Source organism: Spirabiliibacterium falconis (genome assembly GCF_014885015.1).
GTDB lineage: Bacteria > Pseudomonadota > Gammaproteobacteria > Enterobacterales > Pasteurellaceae > Spirabiliibacterium > Spirabiliibacterium falconis.
Map to the genome: position 1 here is coordinate 136,823 of NZ_JABMIJ010000008.1, position 18,168 is coordinate 154,990.

Below are 18,168 nucleotides of genomic sequence, written 5' to 3' on the forward strand. Positions count from 1 at the left end.
CTATTTTTGCAGTGCCATTGCTAAAAGTGTGATCGGATGCAAACATTGGCGTGATGTGGACATATCAATTTGCCACTTGCACGTTTCACAATCGGAAACAACATAGTCAAACCCGCCGTGATCAATTTGTTGGAACAAGGTATTACCAATGGCTTGTGCAGTATCATAATTTTCTTTTTTAAAGCCGTACGTCCCTGCAATTCCACAGCATTGCGAATTGAGCATCACAATTTCTAATTGTGGAATCCGTCGCAACACTTCAATGGTATAAGGCACCCAGCCACTTTTTTCCATATGGCAAGCCGTGTGATACGCGACACGCAATGGTAGCGGTTTTAGGGGTAACGTTTTGCCTTCATCAAGGAGTTGATATAAATAACGCGTTACCAGATGTACATTTGACCGCACTTTGCTATTATCCAATCCAAGAATATGATGATATTCATCACGCAAGGTCAATGTGCAAGTAGACGATGTGCCCACAATCGTTAACTGATCGCCGCAGACCGCACTTTCAAGTTGCTGAATATTAAACTCACCTTGTTTTTTCGCACGCTCTGGAAAGCCATTCACCATCAATGGCACACCACAGCATTTCTCTTTTTCAAGCAAAACTACGCCGATATTCATGGCATTAAACACCTCGATCAGCTCTTTACCCAGCTGTGGATTGTTATAATTGACATAACACCCATGGTAATACCCGACTTTCTGCGAAAATTGCTGCTGCGCTTGTGCGACCTTTTTATACCATTGACGGAAGGTGCCAAATGAATAACGTGGCAACGTCCGCTGCTTAGCAACGCCTAAAGTTTTATCCAACAAAAAGCGGGTGGCTTTTAGCCCTGTCATCGCATTCACCACGGGCGCAAATGGCGTGGATAAAGACCCCATAATATCTGTATTAGAAAGCACCGCATCGCGCAATTTTTTGATACGTGATTTGTCTTTTCCCTGCCCGTAACGATTACGCGCACGCACGATAATATCACCAATTTTCACATCTGACGGGCAGGCGACTTCACAGCGTTTGCAGTTGGTGCAATACTTCAGGGCTTCATCATAAAAGACCGCATTTTTTAGGCGCAATCGCTCGCCATCAGGCCCTGATTGTTTTGGTCCAGGATACAACGGATTTTGGCGTGAAACGGGGCAAACAGCAGTGCAGGCGGTGCATTTTATGCAACTTTCAAAACTGTTATCTTGATAGGCTTGCGTTTGAGTATGCTCTGCTTGACGAATGAGTTGTTGTAAGTCCATATTATCCCTCCTGCAAAATATGCTCAGCGGCATTCAGCGCACTTACCACCGCCACGCCAGAACCACATCCAAGATGAATTGCGTCACTGCCCGCAACCACCGCACCGATAGCATAAATAGTGTTGCAAACCGCACTTTGCTTAAAGACTTGACAGTGGGCGTTAATCTTCACACCATAGCGTTGATACGGCTGCGACGCACTGAAACGGTGATGCGTCCACTCAGTACGCACCGCACTTTTTTCTAGATCCAGCCCAAATACGGGCTCTACGATATGATCAAAATGGGCGACTAAGCCATTGCTAAAAAAACTGCCTGTTGCCAAAATATAATGGTCTGCCTTTATCAGCAATCCATCCGACAGTTGAGTTTTCAGCCCCTGCACCGCACCTTGTGCAAACTGTGCGGTTAACACTTTATCGCCTTTCATCAAAATGCCGCCCAAGCGTTCAAAATGGGCTTGTAAAGTGCGGTTTTGCCGAATCCCAAGCAAAGACGGCGGCAGTGTTGGCAGTTCATGTAATTGCAAACCACACGCTTGTGAAAGTTGATATAAAAATTGATCGTTATCAAGCCCAAAACACGCAGGCAAAAAGACATGATCGGCTCCTTTAGCGGCTTTGGTAATTTCAACCACGAGCTGATCAAAATTGAATTTGTGCTCTAGGGCTTGTGAAATGTTGACGCTGCGAAATTCTCGCGCATCACGACGCAGATGATCCAACTCAGGAATGTGTAAATAGGCATAATCCACCGCCCACGCCCGAAATTGTGCCATACGCTTCATGTTTTCACAAAGCAAGTGCGGTTGAAAGTCATTAAACCCTTCGATTCCCAGCACCACGACACGCTTTTTCGCTAACGCTTCATTATTTTGACTAAAGGTCGGCACACTACGCGGGCTAAGCCATGTTGGACGCAATGCCCCAAGCGGCGTTAAGCGCAGATGGTTGTGCTCTGCCTGCCCATGCAAATTCAGTTTTAATGCGTCTTTCAAGGCAAGAAATTTACTGCGTGCCCGCATAACCGCACTTTCACCTATGATGCTATAAGGGTGATCAGGTTGCAGCTCACTTAGCTCGCGTAAACCTTGTGCAAAATCCAAAACGGGCTGACCATTCGGCAGTTGATTGAGAAAATCAAACGATCCTGATGAAAAATCCAACGCACTTTGTCCTGTTGAAATAATCGCACAGCGTTGCTCTGCTTGTTGTAGCCGAATTCCACAAATTAATCCTGCCAGCCCACCGCCAATAATAACATTATCAAACTTCATTGCTATCTGTTCCTTGTTGTTGCTCGGCATTTAGGCTCGGAATATCATTTAGCCCCATTAAGCCGTAATACACCCACGATGTAAAATCTGCCTCACGCAAGGCATCACCCCATGCAATAGGCTCAATCCCTCGCCAACGCTCTTCCATAAACGAAGCCAATTGCAATGTGGATTGCTCAGCACTGGCAACCTTAAAGCGCGCCATTAAACCTGCGGCGCGACACGCACATAGCTCGCCCTGGCACGTTCCCATTCCTACACGCGTGCGACGACGTAAATCCACTAAATTATTAACATTTAATTCATCTACTGCATAGCGCACTTCACCTGCACTAACCGCTTCACACTCACACACTAAACTGCCATCAAGCCGCTCTTGTTCAAGCAATTTTGCCGCACGTGATCCATGACGATAAACCGTAGAAAGGCGTAATGGCGTTGGCAGTGAAATCACTTTCTGGTGAGTATCGACCGCACTTTCATTCGATCCTGGCAACGGTTTATCTGCGGTTTCACATTGTACGGTTTTGTTCAGTTTTTTACAGGCAAGATCGGTTGCCCATTCTGCCATTAAACGATAGGTAATCAGTTTTCCGCCCGTAATGGTTATAAATCCCTCTAAACCATCACGTTCTGCGTGGTCAAGCAACACAATCCCTCGGCTCACATTGCGTCCTGACGGGTCATCATCACTGGCAACCAATGGACGCACGCCTGCATAGGCTCGTAGCACACGGGTATGGCGTAAACTTGGCGCAAGTTTTTCACCTTCTCGGATTAATAGATCCACTTCCTCTGGCGTAACCACCATATTATCAATTTGATCATAAGGTATACGGCTCGATGTCGTGCCAATCACACAAATGGTATCGCCAGGCACTAAAATATCTGCATCGGCTGGCTTGCGACAACGGTTAATCACCATGTTATTCAAACGATGCCCCATGATCAGCAATGCGCCTTTAGCTGGGAACATTTTAATTTTTAAATCGGCATATTCGGCAATACCTTGCCCCCAAATTCCGCCAGCGTTAATCACCACGGGGGCAAAAAATTCACGTTCAATTTTATTTTTATGGTCTATCGCACGCACCCCAATAATCCGATCCCCTTCACGAATCAGCGAGTGCACTTCAGTATAAGTAAAAATGTGCGCCCCATGCTCTTTGGCATCAAGCATATTCGCAGACGTTAAGCGGAACGGATCAATACTGCCATCTGGCACCACTACCGCACCGATTAAGTTAGGGTTAACCGATGGCTCCAGACGACGCGCCAACGCAGGGTCAATCGCAAGCGCATCAATGCCTGACTTTTGACAGGCTTCAATGAAAGGTTTTTGGAAAGCAAGGTCATCTTCAGGTAGCGTGATAAACAGCCCCTTAGAATCATCAATACAATGGCGAGCAATTCGTTTTAGAACATTATTTTCATCAATACATTCTCGAGCAGACTCAGGATCATTAACCGCATAGCGCGCGCCACTGTGCAATAACCCATGATTGCGTCCCGTTGCACCTGTTGCAATATCTCGTCGCTCAAGCAAAACACAATCTAATCCACGTAAACTACAATCGCGGGCTATCCCTGCACCTGTTGCGCCTCCACCAATGATGATAACATCAGTTTGTGTCCGCAGCATACCGCCCCCTTAAATGTTCGTTTTAGAAAATAATTATATACATTGTAAGGGAATAGCATCATATTTGCACGAAAAAGCACATAAACAAACATTAAAATTATACCTAGATCACATTTTTATCATCGAACAAGCAAAGTGCGGTTTAACCGCACTTTAATGTCCTTAAAGCTGAGAGGTTTTTTGGCGTTGAGCAAAAACAATGATAGCAAAACAGGCGGTTGCAATAACAGAGCAAAATTCTGCACCTACCCAAAAATAAGAGAGCGCATCGAAGTTATAGATTTTCGCACCTGTGACGTCAAATGTAGTGGTTTTATCAATCATAAAGCCTGTTAAAAATTCGCCCATGGCTGCACCAGCATATCCAAAAATCCCCATCATTCCCATGGCGACACCTGAAGCAGATTTATGGGAAATATCTACTGCTAGTAGCCCTCCAAGAAAGCATAGCTGCACGCCCAAGGTGAAGCCAAATACCGCAAGTGCGGTGATGGAGAACCAAATATGCCCTGCTGGCGCAAAGAAAAAGGCGATTAATGCAAGTGCATTAATAAAACCAGAAATGATCGCCATACCATTACGTCGTCCTTTTAATAGCCAGTCAGAAAGCCAGCCTGCTGCTAATGTACCAGCAATACCGACAATACTGTTAACGCTAATAATTGATGCGGCTTCAACGGTGGTGTAGCCTTTTCCATTTTCTAAGATGAAAACACCCCAGCTATTTACACCGTAACGGCTAACGTACATACAGCATGTGGCAATACCTATTACCCAAATAGCGGGATTTTTAATGACCGCCCATTGATGTTGCAACACCGTTTTATTATCAAGATTATCACTGCCATCTTTTGAAATATCACAGCTTGGAATAATCGGTTTAAAGCCACAGGCGGCAGGTGAATCTTTCATCCATACTAATGCCAGCAAAACTCCAAGTAATCCGACGATACCCGCAAATCCAAAACCAAATTGCCAGCCGAATGTTGTCACAATGGTTGCAGTAGCGATAAAGCTAAATGCTTCCCCAACATTGTGAGCAATAGCCCATGTGCTGTAAAAAGATCCTCGCTCTTGATCGTTATACCAGCGAGAAAGCGCAACAACACAAGGTCCTACGCCCATTGATTGTACCCAACCATTAAATGCCCAAATGATCGTTAAACCAATCGCACTGCCCGTTAGCCCCATGGCAAAATTGGCAAGGGCGGATAAAAATAATCCCGCTGAAAGAAAACGTACCACATTGGTATGATCAGCCGCCGCACTATTGACAAATTTTCCTACAGCATAAGTCACAAATGTCGCAGCACCAATCACGCCCAATTCGGTTGGGGTGAGTACACCATTATTAACTAACGCAGGTTTTGCCACAGTGAAAGAAAGGCGACAAACATAGAAAATAATATAACCGATAGTAAATGCAAGAAAACTTTTCATTCGTACCGTTTTAAATTGTTTTTCTGTGTATGTTTTTAACGCAATGGCTGGACTTGCTTTAAAAAAGTGAATAAATGACATAATACTCTCCTTATAGCGATTGACGGACAGAGTTTAATTGCGCAAAAATGCCTCGACTTGCTACTAAAACATAGCCAGATTCAAGCCAATTCTCCGTATTAAGAAAATCACTGCTTTCCCCACCAGCTTCCTCAACAAGCAAAATTCCAGCGAGGCAGTCCCAAGCATAGATATATGGCTCAAAGTGGGCAATCAAACGCCCTGCAGCAACATAGGCAAGCATCAGTGCAGCAGAGCCATTACGATAGAACATGCCGCCTCTGTTAAGAATATGATCTACTAATGCGCCCATTTTGGCGTGTGGGAAACGATGCGTATAACCGAGTCCAATTAAGCCTGCTGTAAAATCAGAAACCTCAGCAGCATGCAAAGCATTTTTATTCACAAATGCCCCTTCTCCTTTTTGGGCATGAAAAAGTTCATTATGATTAGGATCAAAAATTAGCCCTAACACAACTTTTTTATGATGTAATAACGCGATAGAGATACACCAGCCATGCAGTCCATGTAAAAAAGCACTGGTGCCATCAATCGGATCCACGACCCAACAAAAATCTTTTTCAACATCTCGAGCTCCTGATTCCTCTCCTAAAAATCCATCAGCAGGAAAGTGCGTTAAAAGTGCGGTTTTAATATGTTGTTCCACATTACGATCCGCTTCACTGACTAAATTTTGTTGATCGTCCTGTTTTGTCTGTACGGAAAGATTTCCACGCTGAAGGTAATAGTGGTAAGCCAATTCTCCTGCGGTTAAAATAATCTCTTTTGCACATTGATAACGTTTGCTAATTTCAATAGACATCATCATTCTCCTACTAAAAAATGAATTCACGTCTATGCTAAAACAACATAACAAAATAAAGCATTACACTAATGTTGCTTCTTTTTTAATGATGTTGTTTTTAAATTTATTTTTTCGTATGAAATAATAAAACTATTTTATATTACAGAAAAAAAGAGGTGAGTAATGAAGCATAAAAAAACACTACATATTGAAGATATTGCAAATAGAAAAAATCGATACGGCATTCATTACAATAACTTCCCACAACCTTTAGCTCCTTTAACAGGAATGTATGTTTATCAAAGCGGACACAAAACTAAATGTCCAAGTGGTTATATTAGTGATCATGCTATTTATGACCACTATATTGTGCATTATATTATTAGTGGGAAAGGCACATATTTTTATCATAACATGCCTCATCAAGTGCAAGCAGGCGATCTTTTTCTGATAAAACCCTATGAAAAAGTTCTTTATCAAGCGGATGATAAAGACCCTTGGACATATTACTGGATTGGTTTTAGTGGCCCTGATGTAATAAAAATCCTTAATCATTGTGGATTTAATCAATTTTGCCCTATAGTTCATTATAAAATTGATAAAAACTTAATTCGTATTTTTCACGAAATTGCTTATTATAATGATTTGGAATTTGGATTTGACTATTCATTATTAAGCCTGCTTTATCAAATCTTTCCTATTTTAACACGTTTTAATACGCCACAGAATATTTCAACCTATAATCGTTACTTTATTTTCGCAACAGAATATATTCATCACCACTACGTTAATAGCACACTAAATGTACAAGAACTTGCACATTATCTGGGTATTGACCGCACTTATCTTTACCGAATATTTTCCCATTTTAGTAATATGTCTGTTCAGCAATATATTCTCAATTTCCGCTTGCAAAAAGCAGCAATGTTACTGCAACATAGTCAATTATCAATTAAATCGATCTCAGCCCAGTGTGGTTTTGATAATCAATCCTACTTTTCTATTGCATTTAAAAAACACTTCAATCACTCACCGAGTGCTTATCGTCGCGCCCATTTAGAACAATAATACATCCATTTAACCGCACTTTATTAATAATTGTGCACACTATTTTTGATGACCTGTGAGAATTTGATTGGCAATGCAAATCATTTCACTTATCATAAGATGTATTTTTATTTCATCTTAATGGTGGCGTTATGAAAAAAGACGAAGTTGGGCATAATTTTTTGGCACGTTTGGGGAAAAAGCGGTTGCGTCCAGGTGGGCGTAAAGCGACAGAATGGTTATTTTCGCAGGGGCAATTTAATGCTCAAAGTGCGGTGCTGGAAGTGGCGTGTAATATGGGAACAACGGCAATCAACCTTGCCCAGCATTATGGCTGCCAGATCACGGGCGTAGATTTAGACGAAAATGCGTTGGCTAAAGCACGTGCGAACATTGAAAAGTGCGGTTTGAGCAATCTGATTCATGTTCAGCGTGCTAACGCAACCAAGTTGCCTTTTGCAGATAATTCCTTCGATGTGGTCATTAATGAGGCCATGCTAACCATGCTGCCCCTTGAGGCAAAACAAAAAGCGGTGCGTGAATATTTTCGGGTATTAAAACCGGGTGGGCGGCTATTAACACACGATGTGATGCTCACACGTGAACACGACAACGACATTATTGCAGCACTGCGAAATGCGATTAATATTACGGTAACACCATTGAGTGAACACGATTGGCAGCAGCTTTTTCTCGACTGTGGCTTTGCCCGCACTTCCCATATTAAAGGGGATATGACATTGCTTTCACCACGTGGAATGCTTTATGACGAGGGCGTTTTAGGCACATTGCGTATTGTGCGTAATGCACTGCGTGCTGAAAATCGTGCCACATTCAAAAAAATGTTTACGTTATTCAACGATAAAGATAAGCGTTTGAACTTTATTGCATTATGTAGTGAAAAGCCCTAACGTGCGGTGATGTTCAGCACGAGAGCACGCTGTTCATTGAGAAAGGTAAAACGCACATTAAATGCCCAAATACTTAAGCCATATTCACGCTGAATACGACCTTTGTGATACGCAGGGCGCGGGTCTTGGGCGATCAGTTCAATGATAAAGTCGTGTAAATGAGGATACGCTTGTGCCATTGGGCTGTGCAAAAAGGCATAAGACTGTTCGCTGAAATTAACCTCAATTTGTGGCATGGGCGGTTGTTGAGCAAAACCGCACTTTGCCGTTGGCTGACTGTCTGCATACGCGATATAGGGTTTAATGTCGAAAATCGGTGTGCCATTCACCAAGTCAATGCCGCCGACACACAACCGCACTTTGCCTTGTTGCACAGAAATATTTTCCAATGCCACCACCGAGAGCCCAAGCGGATTAGGACGATGCGTGGCTCGGGTGGCAAATACACCAATGCGTTGATTGCCGCCTAAGCGTGGCGGACGCACAGTCGGGCTCCATTTGTGCTGCGGAATTTTATCAAACTGAAAAATCAGCCATAAATGACTAAATTGTTCTAAGCCGCGCACGCATTCGGGGCTGTCATAAGGCGGCAACAACTCAATTTCGCCTTTACCATAACGGCTAAGTTGTGCTTGGCGTGGCACGGAGAATTTTTCATTATATGGGGTGTGAGCGATGGCAATGGGCTCCAAGCAAAGTGCGGTCATAACGCTCCTAAATGAATAAAATACCTTGTTAGGTCAATACGCATGTCTTAATTTATGCGTATAATACCGTTTTTATTGATTAATGTCGTTTGTTAAAAGTTAGATATGAAGAAATCTCAGATTGCGGTGTGGCTATCCACCGCACGCCCTAAAACGCTACCATTGGCATTAGCGTCAATTCTTACTGGCACGGCTCTAGGCTATGCCGATGGGCATTTTAATGGTGCCATTTTATTTTGGTCGGTGATGACCGCACTTTTATTACAAGTATTATCAAATTTCGCTAACGATTATGGCGATCATCAAAAAGGCTCTGATACCGCAGATCGCATTGGACCCTTGCGCGGCATTCAGCAAGGCTTAATTAACGCCTCCCAGCTCAAATGGGGGCTCATAACGGTGGCTATTTTAGCCTGTTTATCAGGTCTCACGTTAATTATTGTCGCCTGTCGAACTTGGCAAGACCTGCTCGCATTTGTGGCTCTTGGGGCATTGGCAGTATTGGCATCGATCACATACACCGTAGGCAAAAAACCTTATGGTTATATTGGTCTTGGTGATATTTCGGTCTTGACCTTTTTTGGCTGGATTGGCGTGGGTGGCACCTATTATTTGCAAACCCATTATTTTATTGGTCCGCCGATTTTTCTCGCCGCCACGGCCACAGGTTTGCTGGCAACAGCGGTGTTAAACATTAATAACTTGCGGGATATTGAACAAGATAAACTGGCAGGAAAGAACACGCTAGCCGTGCGTCTTGAGATGAAAAATGCCAAGCGATACCATGCCGTATTAGTGATGGGGGCATTGGCAATTTATGTCTATCTCGGTCTGTTTTATGCCTTGGCATTAGGGATGTCAATGCTGTTGTGTCTGTTAGCGTCCCCTTTGTTATTGCGGCATTTACGCAGTGTATTCCGTGCCAAAGCATCAGAACAACTACGCCCGATGCTGGCACAAATGTCGCTGTTGGCACTCTTGACCAACGTGCTCTTTAGTCTTGGCATCGTGCTAAGCAGTGTTAACGGGTTTTAATGGCAATTTACCCCAATCACGTTTATACTAACAACCATTGTTGATTAAAAAGGACACAACTATGCGTATTGATACATCACAATTATGCGACATCTACCAAGATCAAATTGATGTGGTTGAACCCATTTTTTCCAGCTTTGGTGGACGCACCTCATTTTATGGCAAGGTTAGCACCGTTAAATGCTTTGAAAGCAACGGCTTAATTGAAGAGATTTTAGAAGAAGATGGGCGTGGGCGTGTCTTGTTGGTCGACGGTGGTGGTTCGGTGCGTCGTGCATTAATTGATGGTTATCTTGCGCAACTAGCCCTAGAAAATGAGTGGGAAGGCATTATTGTCTATGGTGCGGTGCGTCAACTGGATGTACTCGAAAATTTGGACATCGGCATTCACGCGCTTGCCCCCATCCCTGTTTCGGCAGATGAACGTACCATTGGCGATAGTGATATTCCTGTCAATTTTGGAGGCGTTACCTTTTTACCAGAAGATAACGTTTATGCGGATTTAACAGGCATTATCTTATCGCCAGAGCCATTAGATTTAAATCCAGACGAAGATGACGAGGACGAATAATACAAAGTGCGGTTTAACCGCACTTTTATGCTACGCCATTCTAAAAAACCGCACGAGTAAAGTGCGGTTTTTTTATTAGTTCCCAATTAAACGGTATAGTTCGCTATCTTTACGATTTAAATAGTGGAACGATTGAATGCGACGAATGGTGCGTGAACGCCCGCGAATGAGTAATGTCTCGGTGGTAGCAACATCGCCTTTGCGATGAATGCCTTTAAGCAAGTCGCCATTGGTAATGCCTGTTGCTGAGAACACCAAATTATCATCTCGCACAATCTGCTCTAGCGTTAACACTTCCCCAACAGGCACACCCATTTCTTGGCAACGCGCACGCTCTTTGGCTGCAATGGCTTTATTTTCTTCACTATCGCCTTTAACGTGATCACGAGGCAAAAACCGCACTTGCATATCACCACCCAGTGCACGAATTGCTGCACCTGCAACCACGCCTTCAGGCGCGCCACCTATGGCGTAAAGCATATCGACATTATTATCAGGCAAGCAACATAAAATGGATGCAGCTACATCGCCATCTGGAATGGCCAGGACTTTTACACCAAGCTGCTGCATGTTTGCAATCACCGCGTGGTGGCGAGGCTTGTCCAAGGTCACAACCGTTAATTGTGATAATAACTTGCCCAATTTGGACGCAACACGACGCAAATTTTGCTCAAGCGGCAAGTTCAGATCAATCATACCTTTCACGTCTGGACCGACAACTAATTTTTCCATATACATATCGGGGGCACCAATAAAAGTGTTCGGACCGCCAGCAGCCAGCACTGAAAGCGCATTAGCTTGCCCCATTGCCGTCATTCGAGTACCTTCAATCGGATCAACGGCAATACAGACATCATCAATACCGCCTTTCCCCACTTTTTCGCCGATATAAAGCATTGGGGCTTCATCAATTTCTCCTTCACCGATGACAATTTTACCGTCAATTTCAATTTGGTTGAGCATTAAACGCATGGCTTTCACGGCTGCATCGTCTGCTGCATTTTTGTTGCCACGACCAAGCCAAGCAAACCCAGCAAGGGCTGCTGCTTCTGTTACGCGGGAGAATTCAATTGCGAGGGCTCTTTTCATTTTTTGTGTGCCTTATGGTTGGGTTACGTTTTAGCCGATGGGATAGGGGTTATCCACACAAAAATTTATTTTAGCATATTGTTTCAATTTTATGTAATAGATTTCGTCTTAATTCTTCGTGCAATTTCTATGTGAAATATTCTTGTATCTGCGTTAGAATAGCCATTAATATTCATTATCACATAAGAGGATTTACATTATGTCTTTTGACTTGCTCGAACAATTGGATCAAAAAATTAAACAAGCAGTGGAAACTATTCAATTACAACAACTCGAATTAGAAGAGTTGAAAGGCAAACACGATCAGCTACAAAACGAATTGAATCAAGTACGTGAAGAGCGTGAAAATCTTAACCGTGAAAAAGATCGCCTCCACGAAGAACGCAAAAATTGGGAAGATAAAGTGCGGTCGTTACTCGGACAAATCGATAACGTTTAATCTATCTACTGCCTAAACCGAGTTTTTAACTCGGTTTTTTTATCTCTCGCGAAATGTAACAGCTTCTTTACAAGATTAATTTAAATATAAAAAATATTGTGATCTACGCCTGAATTTTAAACCTTCCAGATTGTATCTTTTTTCTGATTATGCCACTCTGTCGTTAACCTTAAAGAGTTAGCGCAAGTGCGGTTAACGGGTTCATACAATAAAATCAAGCAAACCGCACTTTACATTGTAAACACAATGGTGCTGACCGTTATATGATCTTGATGTGGAGATAATGATGGGTACTTTGGTTGATTTTGCAACAATAGATGCACTTTTAAACGGGAAACATTCCGATCCTTTTTCTGTCCTTGGTATGCACGAAACTGATAACGGCATTGAAATCCGCGTGCTCATGCCAGATGCCTCTAGCGTTACCATTATTGATAAAGAAAGCCAAACCGACATTGTGGACATGGAGCGGTTGCACGACGATGGCTTTTTTGCTGTCATTATTCCAAAACGCCATGATTTTTTTGCCTATCAACTCAATGTACATTGGGGGCATGAAAGCCAATTAGTGGAAGATCCTTACCGTTTTCGCCCACTGTTATCCGATCTGGATAACTGGTTGCTCGCCGAAGGCACACACTATCGCCCCTATGAAAAACTCGGTGCACATTTCACTGAAATAGATGGCGTCGCTGGAGTAAACTTTATTTTATGGGCACCTAATGCGAAACGGGTGTCTGTGGTGGGCGATTTTAACTTTTGGGATGGACGACGTCATCCGATGCGTTTTCATCCAGAAAATGGATTATGGGAAATTTTTATTCCCAAAGTAGCACTTGGTGAGCTGTATAAATATGAATTATTAGATGCAAACGATAATATTCGCCTAAAAGCCGATCCGTTTGCATTTGCTTCTCAATTACGTCCCGATACCGCATCGCAAGTAAGTGCGTTGCCTGACATTGTTCCGATGACGGAAAAACGTAAAAAAACGAATGCCTTTGATGCGCCAGTATCCATTTATGAAGTGCATTTGGGTTCATGGCGACGCAATCTGGAAAACAATTTTTGGCTCAATTATGATCAGCTTGCTGACGAGCTGATTCCCTATGTTAAAGAAATGGGCTTCACCCACATTGAACTGATGCCAATTAATGAGTTTCCATTTGATGGCTCATGGGGTTACCAGCCATTAGGGCTTTATTCTCCAACTAGCCGTTTTGGCTCGCCGCAGCAATTATTACACTTTATTCAACGTGCACACGATGAAGGCATTAATGTGATTTTAGATTGGGTGCCAGGGCATTTCCCAAGCGATACCCATGGGCTTGCTTATTTTGACGGAACCGCACTTTATGAACATGCCGATCCTCGCGAAGGGTATCATCAAGATTGGAACACGCTAATTTATAACTATGGACGCAATGAAGTGAAAAACTTCCTCGCGGGCAACGGGCTTTATTGGCTTGAGCGTTTTGGATTAGACGGTTTACGAGTCGATGCTGTCGCATCAATGATTTATCGTGATTATTCACGCAAAGAGGGTGAATGGATTCCTAATCAATATGGCGGTCGTGAAAACATTGAAGCCATCGAGTTTTTAAAACATACCAACTATGTCATTGGCAATGAAATGGAGGGTGCAGCAACGATTGCGGAAGAATCCACATCATTCCCAGGCATCACAAACCCGCCAGAAATGGGAGGGTTAGGCTTTCATTATAAATGGAATATGGGCTGGATGAATGACACTCTTTCCTATATGAAATTGGATCCGATTTATCGTCAATATCACCACGATAAACTCACCTTTGGTATGTTATATAACTACACTGAGAACTTTATCCTGCCGCTTTCTCATGATGAAGTGGTGCATGGAAAAGGTTCATTACTTGATAAAATGCCAGGTGATGCGTGGCAAAAATTCGCCAACTTACGTGCTTATTATGGCTATATGTGGGGGCATCCTGGCAAAAAATTGCTGTTTATGGGTAATGAATTTGCGCAAGGCCGTGAGTGGAATTATCAAGAAAGTTTGGATTGGTTCTTGCTTGATGAAGCCCATGGCGGCACATGGCACAAAGGCGTACAAAATTTAGTGAAAGATTTAAATCATCTTTATCAAGCCACACCTGCCCTTTATCAGCTCGACTTTGATCCAGAGGGATTTGAATGGCTTGTCGTTGATGATGCACAAAATTCCGTATTTGCGTTTGCCCGCCGTGACCGAGATGGCAACGAAGTGGTTGTGATCAGCAACTTCACGCCTGTACCACGCGAAAATTATCGCATTGGTGTTCGCCAAGCTGGGGAATATCTTGAAGTGCTCAATACGGATTCCAGCTATTACAGTGGCTCTAATATGGGTAATTTGGGCGTATGCCGCACCGAAGACGTGGAAAGCCATGGTAAGGCCTACTCATTGAATTTAACTATTCCACCGTTAGCAACCATTTATCTGCAACGGGAAGATATAACCGAAACTGAAGCCTAAATACATTGGAGTGTTGTCGATGATTGGGCGTGTAAAAACAGGTGTGAGTTCGCCGCTAGGGGCATCACACCAAGTAATTGATGGCATTGAAGGTATTAATTTTGCGCTTTTTTCGGCGCATGCAACCTTGGTGGAATTATGCCTATTTTCGCGTAGTGGACGTGAGCATCGTTTTCGTATGCAACGCAATGAAAATGCCATTTGGACCGTTTTTTTAGTGGGAATGCAAAGTGCGGTGCATTATGGCTTTCGTGTTCATGGCAATAGCGACAAAGCACAAGGTCTGTATTTCAATCCACAAAAAGTACTACTCGATCCATACGCCAAAGCAGTATCACATAAACCGCACTTTGATGATAGCACGCTACCATTATTTGATTTCAGCAACGATCTCGACAACAGCGCAGTCGCACCGAAAGGCATTGTGGTGCAGGATGAGTTTGATTGGCAAGACGACCAGCATCCAAACATTCCGTGGGCAGACAGCATTATCTATGAAGTGCATGTAAAAGGGTTTAGCCAGCTCAATGAGTGCATTCCAGAGCGGTTGCGCGGTACTTACGCAGGTCTTGCGCACCCTGTGTCGGTCAATTATTTGAAAAATTTAGGCATAACCGCACTTGAGCTTATGCCCGTGGCATTTCATGCTGATGAATGGCATCTGCAACGTAAAGGTTTACGTAATTATTGGGGTTATAACACGCTTGCACCAATGGCGGTGGAAAGCGACTATGCCAGCCAAAAACACGAGGCGGCACCATTGCGTGAATTTAAACAGATGGTAAAAACCCTACACCAAGCAGGGATTGAGGTTATTTTAGATGTGGTATTCAACCACACTGCGGACTCCGACGCACACCAGCCAACCTTAAGTTTACGCGGGATTGATAATAAACATTACTATTGGCTAGACGAACAAGGTAACTATCACAATTGGACGGGCTGCGGCAATGTGCTCAACATCAGCCAGCCGAATGTGCGCCAGTGGGTACTCGATTGTTTGCGTTTTTGGGTTGCAGAGTGCCATGTGGACGGTTTTCGTTTTGACTTGGCAACCGTGCTCGGGCGTGAACCGCACTTTAATCGTGACGCTGAGATTTTTGCCTTGATTGCTAATGATCCTATTTTACGTGATAAAAAATTCATCGCTGAGCCGTGGGATATTGGCTGGGGTGGTTATCAAGTGGGCAACTTCCCAGCTTATTTTGCCGAATGGAATGACCGTTTTCGAGATGATATGCGTGCCTTTTGGTTGCACTATCGTGGCACGATGGGCGCATTCGCACAACGTTTTTGTGCCTCCAGTGATCTTTTCCAAAATGCGAGCAAATCCCCCTATACCAGCATTAACTATATTTGCTCCCATGACGGCTACACCGCCCACGATTTGGTTACGTTTGAGCAAAAATATAATTGGGACAACGGCGAAGAAAATCGCGATGGGCACAGCGATAATATCAATAATAATTTTGGCTATGAAGGCGAATGTGATGATGTGCAAATTATGCAGAAACGCCAAGCGGCACTGCGTGGTATGTTGGCAACCGCACTTTTAGCTCATGGCACGCCGATGTTGTTATCGGGCGATGAAATGGGGCATAGCCAAAAGGGCAATAATAACGCCTATTGCCAAGACAACGCCACCACTTGGCTGAATTGGCAAAAAATAGACACCGCACTTTTGGATTATACGCGCGCATTGATCGCGCTGCGCAAACGCATTTTTTCACTGAAGCAGTCACATTGGTGGGATGAGCACAATGTGACGTGGTGGGATTGCGCCGCACAGCCCATGAGTATTCATGCGTGGGAGGATAGTCATTCAATTGGTTTCCAAATTGAACTGGACAACCAATGGTTACTTTTAATTAACCGCACTTATGAGTCACAAACATATACCTTACCTGAAGGACAATGGCAAAGTGCGGTTGGTGAGGTAGAGATAGTCGGGCGGAGTGTAACAGTACCGCAAGCTGGCGTTTATGTGTTAACTCGGTAAATCAAGTTGTATTACCGCGCAACGTTTTAATAATAGCATTTAACGAGGAAAAAATTATGGACGAGATTTTGAAAAAATCACCAAGTATGTTACGCATTACAGAAGATACTTTGGTGTTAATTTTGGCAGGGGGCAGAGGCTCACGTTTATACGAATTAACCGATAAGCGTGCAAAACCTGCGGTATATTTTGGTGGATCTTGTCGAATTATTGATTTTGCCCTGTCGAACTGTATTAACTCCAATTTAAACCGTATTGGGGTCGTTACGCAGTATATGGCACATTCTTTATTGCGCCATTTGCAACATAGCTGGTCATTCTTACCACGTGAACGCAATGAATTTGTGGATATGTTGCCTGCGCGTCAACAATTAGACGACAGCACATGGTATCGTGGCACAGCGGATGCGGTGTATCAAAACTGCGATATTATGAAAAATCATTATCGTCCAAAATATGTGTTAGTGCTTGCAGGTGACCACATTTACAAAATGAACTATGCACAAATGTTGCTTGATCATGTCTCTAGCGGTGCGAAATGTACCGTAGGCTGTATTGAGGTAGAGAAAGAAAAAGCCACTGAGTTTGGTGTAATGGCGGTTAATGAAAATCTACAAGTAACGGATTTTATTGAAAAACCTGCCAATCCACCAACAATGAAAGGCAAACCAGACACCTCGTTGGCCTCTATGGGCATTTATGTGTTTGATGCCGATTATCTCTACGATATTTTAGAACGTGAATTTGTCAAACCTGAATCAAGCCACGATTTCGGCAAAGACATCATTCCCCAATCACTCAAAGAAGGCGTGCTCTATGCCCATCCATTTAGCCGCTCTTGTATGGGACGCAACCCAGAAGGTGAAATTTACTGGCGCGATGTGGGTACACTGGACGCATTTTGGGAAGCCAATATCGATTTGGTTACAGAAAACCCACAATTAGATATTTTCGATCAACGTTGGCCAATTCGCTCAACACCAAAACAAACATTCCCATCGAAATTTTTCTACAAACATTTGCGTAAAGCACGCGCGTTAGATAATTCTATCGTGGCGGGTGGCTGTATCATTAACGATGCGGTTATCAGCAATTCTGTTTTATTTGATAATGTTGTGGCAAATGAAGGGTCACAAGTTGAATATTCTGTGATTTTACCTGAAGTGACGATTGGAAAAAATGTTGTGATCAAGCGCGCGATTATTGACCGCCACTGTGAAATTCCAGAAGGTATGGAAATCGGTGTTGATCTCAAGTTAGATGCCGAACGCTTCCGCGTCAGCAAAGGTGGCGTAGTGTTAGTTACGGATCGTATGCTAAAAAAACTAAAAGAAAATACTGAAAAATAACTGATAAAAAACCGCACTTTGATGTAAACACAAAGTGCGGTTTT

The 18,168-nt window shown here is 43.3% G+C and carries 15 protein-coding genes; 8 read left to right on the forward strand and 7 right to left on the reverse strand.

What is annotated here, in order from left to right; genetic code table 11:
* From glpC to HPC40_RS05770, 5 genes are all read right to left on the reverse strand, one after another.
* Nucleotides 1-1,260, reverse strand: coding sequence for an anaerobic glycerol-3-phosphate dehydrogenase subunit GlpC (glpC, locus tag HPC40_RS05750; protein ID WP_208118534.1), 1,260 nt, complete (start codon nucleotides 1,258-1,260; stop codon nucleotides 1-3).
* A 1-nt stretch (nucleotide 1,261) separates the two neighbouring features.
* Entirely contained in the window at nucleotides 1,262-2,536 is a 1,275-nt protein-coding gene (glpB, locus tag HPC40_RS05755) for a glycerol-3-phosphate dehydrogenase subunit GlpB (RefSeq protein ID WP_208118535.1), read from the reverse strand.
* Complete coding sequence (glpA, locus tag HPC40_RS05760) at nucleotides 2,526-4,178, reverse strand: anaerobic glycerol-3-phosphate dehydrogenase subunit A (RefSeq protein WP_208118536.1); 1,653 nt, start codon at nucleotides 4,176-4,178, stop codon at nucleotides 2,526-2,528. The genes glpB and glpA overlap by 11 nt, the downstream gene beginning before the upstream one ends.
* A 162-nt stretch (nucleotides 4,179-4,340) precedes the next feature.
* The gene (locus HPC40_RS05765) at nucleotides 4,341-5,699 is read right to left on the reverse strand and encodes an MFS transporter (RefSeq protein ID WP_208118537.1); all 1,359 of its coding nucleotides are present in this window, start codon (nucleotides 5,697-5,699) and stop codon (nucleotides 4,341-4,343) included.
* A 10-nt stretch (nucleotides 5,700-5,709) separates the two neighbouring features.
* A complete protein-coding gene (locus tag HPC40_RS05770) occupies nucleotides 5,710-6,501 on the reverse strand; it encodes an inositol monophosphatase family protein (protein ID WP_208118538.1) in 792 nt (263 codons plus the stop codon).
* Nucleotides 6,502-6,666: 165 nt separating this feature from the next.
* On the opposite strand from HPC40_RS05770, the gene HPC40_RS05775 reads away from it, so the two are divergent.
* Complete coding sequence (locus HPC40_RS05775) at nucleotides 6,667-7,551, forward strand: helix-turn-helix transcriptional regulator (RefSeq protein ID WP_208118539.1); 885 nt, start codon at nucleotides 6,667-6,669, stop codon at nucleotides 7,549-7,551.
* Nucleotides 7,552-7,682: 131 nt separating this feature from the next.
* Entirely contained in the window at nucleotides 7,683-8,441 is a 759-nt protein-coding gene (locus HPC40_RS05780) for a class I SAM-dependent methyltransferase (protein WP_208118540.1), read from the forward strand.
* Here the strand turns inward: HPC40_RS05780 and tsaA are convergent.
* Entirely contained in the window at nucleotides 8,438-9,148 is a 711-nt protein-coding gene (gene tsaA / locus HPC40_RS05785; protein ID WP_208118541.1) for a tRNA (N6-threonylcarbamoyladenosine(37)-N6)-methyltransferase TrmO, read from the reverse strand. The two genes, HPC40_RS05780 and tsaA, sit on opposite strands and share 4 nt — an antisense overlap.
* Before the next feature lie 105 nt (nucleotides 9,149-9,253).
* On the opposite strand from tsaA, the gene HPC40_RS05790 reads away from it, so the two are divergent.
* Nucleotides 9,254-10,183, forward strand: a complete 930-nt coding sequence (locus tag HPC40_RS05790; RefSeq protein WP_208118542.1) for a 1,4-dihydroxy-2-naphthoate polyprenyltransferase — start codon at nucleotides 9,254-9,256, stop codon at nucleotides 10,181-10,183.
* Between the two features lie 61 nt (nucleotides 10,184-10,244).
* Nucleotides 10,245-10,754: a ribonuclease E activity regulator RraA gene (gene rraA / locus HPC40_RS05795; protein ID WP_208118543.1), complete on the forward strand. Its 510-nt coding sequence runs from the start codon at nucleotides 10,245-10,247 to the stop codon at nucleotides 10,752-10,754.
* A gap of 75 nt (nucleotides 10,755-10,829) precedes the next feature.
* Here the strand turns inward: rraA and glpX are convergent, their stop codons facing one another.
* Complete coding sequence (gene glpX, locus HPC40_RS05800) at nucleotides 10,830-11,843, reverse strand: class II fructose-bisphosphatase (protein WP_208118544.1); 1,014 nt, start codon at nucleotides 11,841-11,843, stop codon at nucleotides 10,830-10,832.
* 199 nt (nucleotides 11,844-12,042) lie between these two features.
* On the opposite strand from glpX, the gene zapB reads away from it, so the two are divergent.
* From zapB to glgC, 4 genes are all read left to right on the forward strand, one after another.
* Nucleotides 12,043-12,282, forward strand: coding sequence for a cell division protein ZapB (gene zapB, locus HPC40_RS05805; RefSeq protein WP_208118545.1), 240 nt, complete (start codon nucleotides 12,043-12,045; stop codon nucleotides 12,280-12,282).
* Nucleotides 12,283-12,568: 286 nt separating this feature from the next.
* Nucleotides 12,569-14,776, forward strand: coding sequence for a 1,4-alpha-glucan branching protein GlgB (gene glgB / locus HPC40_RS05810; protein ID WP_208118623.1), 2,208 nt, complete (start codon nucleotides 12,569-12,571; stop codon nucleotides 14,774-14,776).
* Between the two features lie 19 nt (nucleotides 14,777-14,795).
* Nucleotides 14,796-16,775: a glycogen debranching protein GlgX gene (gene glgX / locus HPC40_RS05815; RefSeq protein ID WP_208118546.1), complete on the forward strand. Its 1,980-nt coding sequence runs from the start codon at nucleotides 14,796-14,798 to the stop codon at nucleotides 16,773-16,775.
* Between the two features lie 56 nt (nucleotides 16,776-16,831).
* Nucleotides 16,832-18,124 (forward strand): glucose-1-phosphate adenylyltransferase, encoded by a 1,293-nt coding sequence (gene glgC, locus HPC40_RS05820; RefSeq protein WP_208118547.1) that lies wholly within the window; start codon nucleotides 16,832-16,834, stop codon nucleotides 18,122-18,124.
* The last annotated feature ends 44 nt before the right edge of the window (nucleotides 18,125-18,168 follow it).

Excerpts from the sequence above, each read along its gene's own strand:
- glgX (WP_208118546.1), top strand. The coding sequence starts at position 14,796 with ATGATTGGGCGTGTAAAAACAGGTGTGAGTTCGCCGCTAGGGGCATCA.
- tsaA (WP_208118541.1), bottom strand. The coding sequence starts at position 9,148 with ATGACCGCACTTTGCTTGGAGCCCATTGCCATCGCTCACACCCCATAT.
- HPC40_RS05790 (WP_208118542.1), top strand. The coding sequence starts at position 9,254 with ATGAAGAAATCTCAGATTGCGGTGTGGCTATCCACCGCACGCCCTAAA.
- glpB (WP_208118535.1), bottom strand. The coding sequence starts at position 2,536 with ATGAAGTTTGATAATGTTATTATTGGCGGTGGGCTGGCAGGATTAATT.
- zapB (WP_208118545.1), top strand. The coding sequence starts at position 12,043 with ATGTCTTTTGACTTGCTCGAACAATTGGATCAAAAAATTAAACAAGCA.
- glgC (WP_208118547.1), top strand. The coding sequence starts at position 16,832 with ATGGACGAGATTTTGAAAAAATCACCAAGTATGTTACGCATTACAGAA.
- HPC40_RS05765 (WP_208118537.1), bottom strand. The coding sequence starts at position 5,699 with ATGTCATTTATTCACTTTTTTAAAGCAAGTCCAGCCATTGCGTTAAAA.
- glpA (WP_208118536.1), bottom strand. The coding sequence starts at position 4,178 with ATGCTGCGGACACAAACTGATGTTATCATCATTGGTGGAGGCGCAACA.
- HPC40_RS05770 (WP_208118538.1), bottom strand. The coding sequence starts at position 6,501 with ATGTCTATTGAAATTAGCAAACGTTATCAATGTGCAAAAGAGATTATT.
- HPC40_RS05780 (WP_208118540.1), top strand. The coding sequence starts at position 7,683 with ATGAAAAAAGACGAAGTTGGGCATAATTTTTTGGCACGTTTGGGGAAA.
- glgB (WP_208118623.1), top strand. The coding sequence starts at position 12,569 with ATGGGTACTTTGGTTGATTTTGCAACAATAGATGCACTTTTAAACGGG.
- glpC (WP_208118534.1), bottom strand. The coding sequence starts at position 1,260 with ATGGACTTACAACAACTCATTCGTCAAGCAGAGCATACTCAAACGCAA.
- glpX (WP_208118544.1), bottom strand. The coding sequence starts at position 11,843 with ATGAAAAGAGCCCTCGCAATTGAATTCTCCCGCGTAACAGAAGCAGCA.
- HPC40_RS05775 (WP_208118539.1), top strand. The coding sequence starts at position 6,667 with ATGAAGCATAAAAAAACACTACATATTGAAGATATTGCAAATAGAAAA.
- rraA (WP_208118543.1), top strand. The coding sequence starts at position 10,245 with ATGCGTATTGATACATCACAATTATGCGACATCTACCAAGATCAAATT.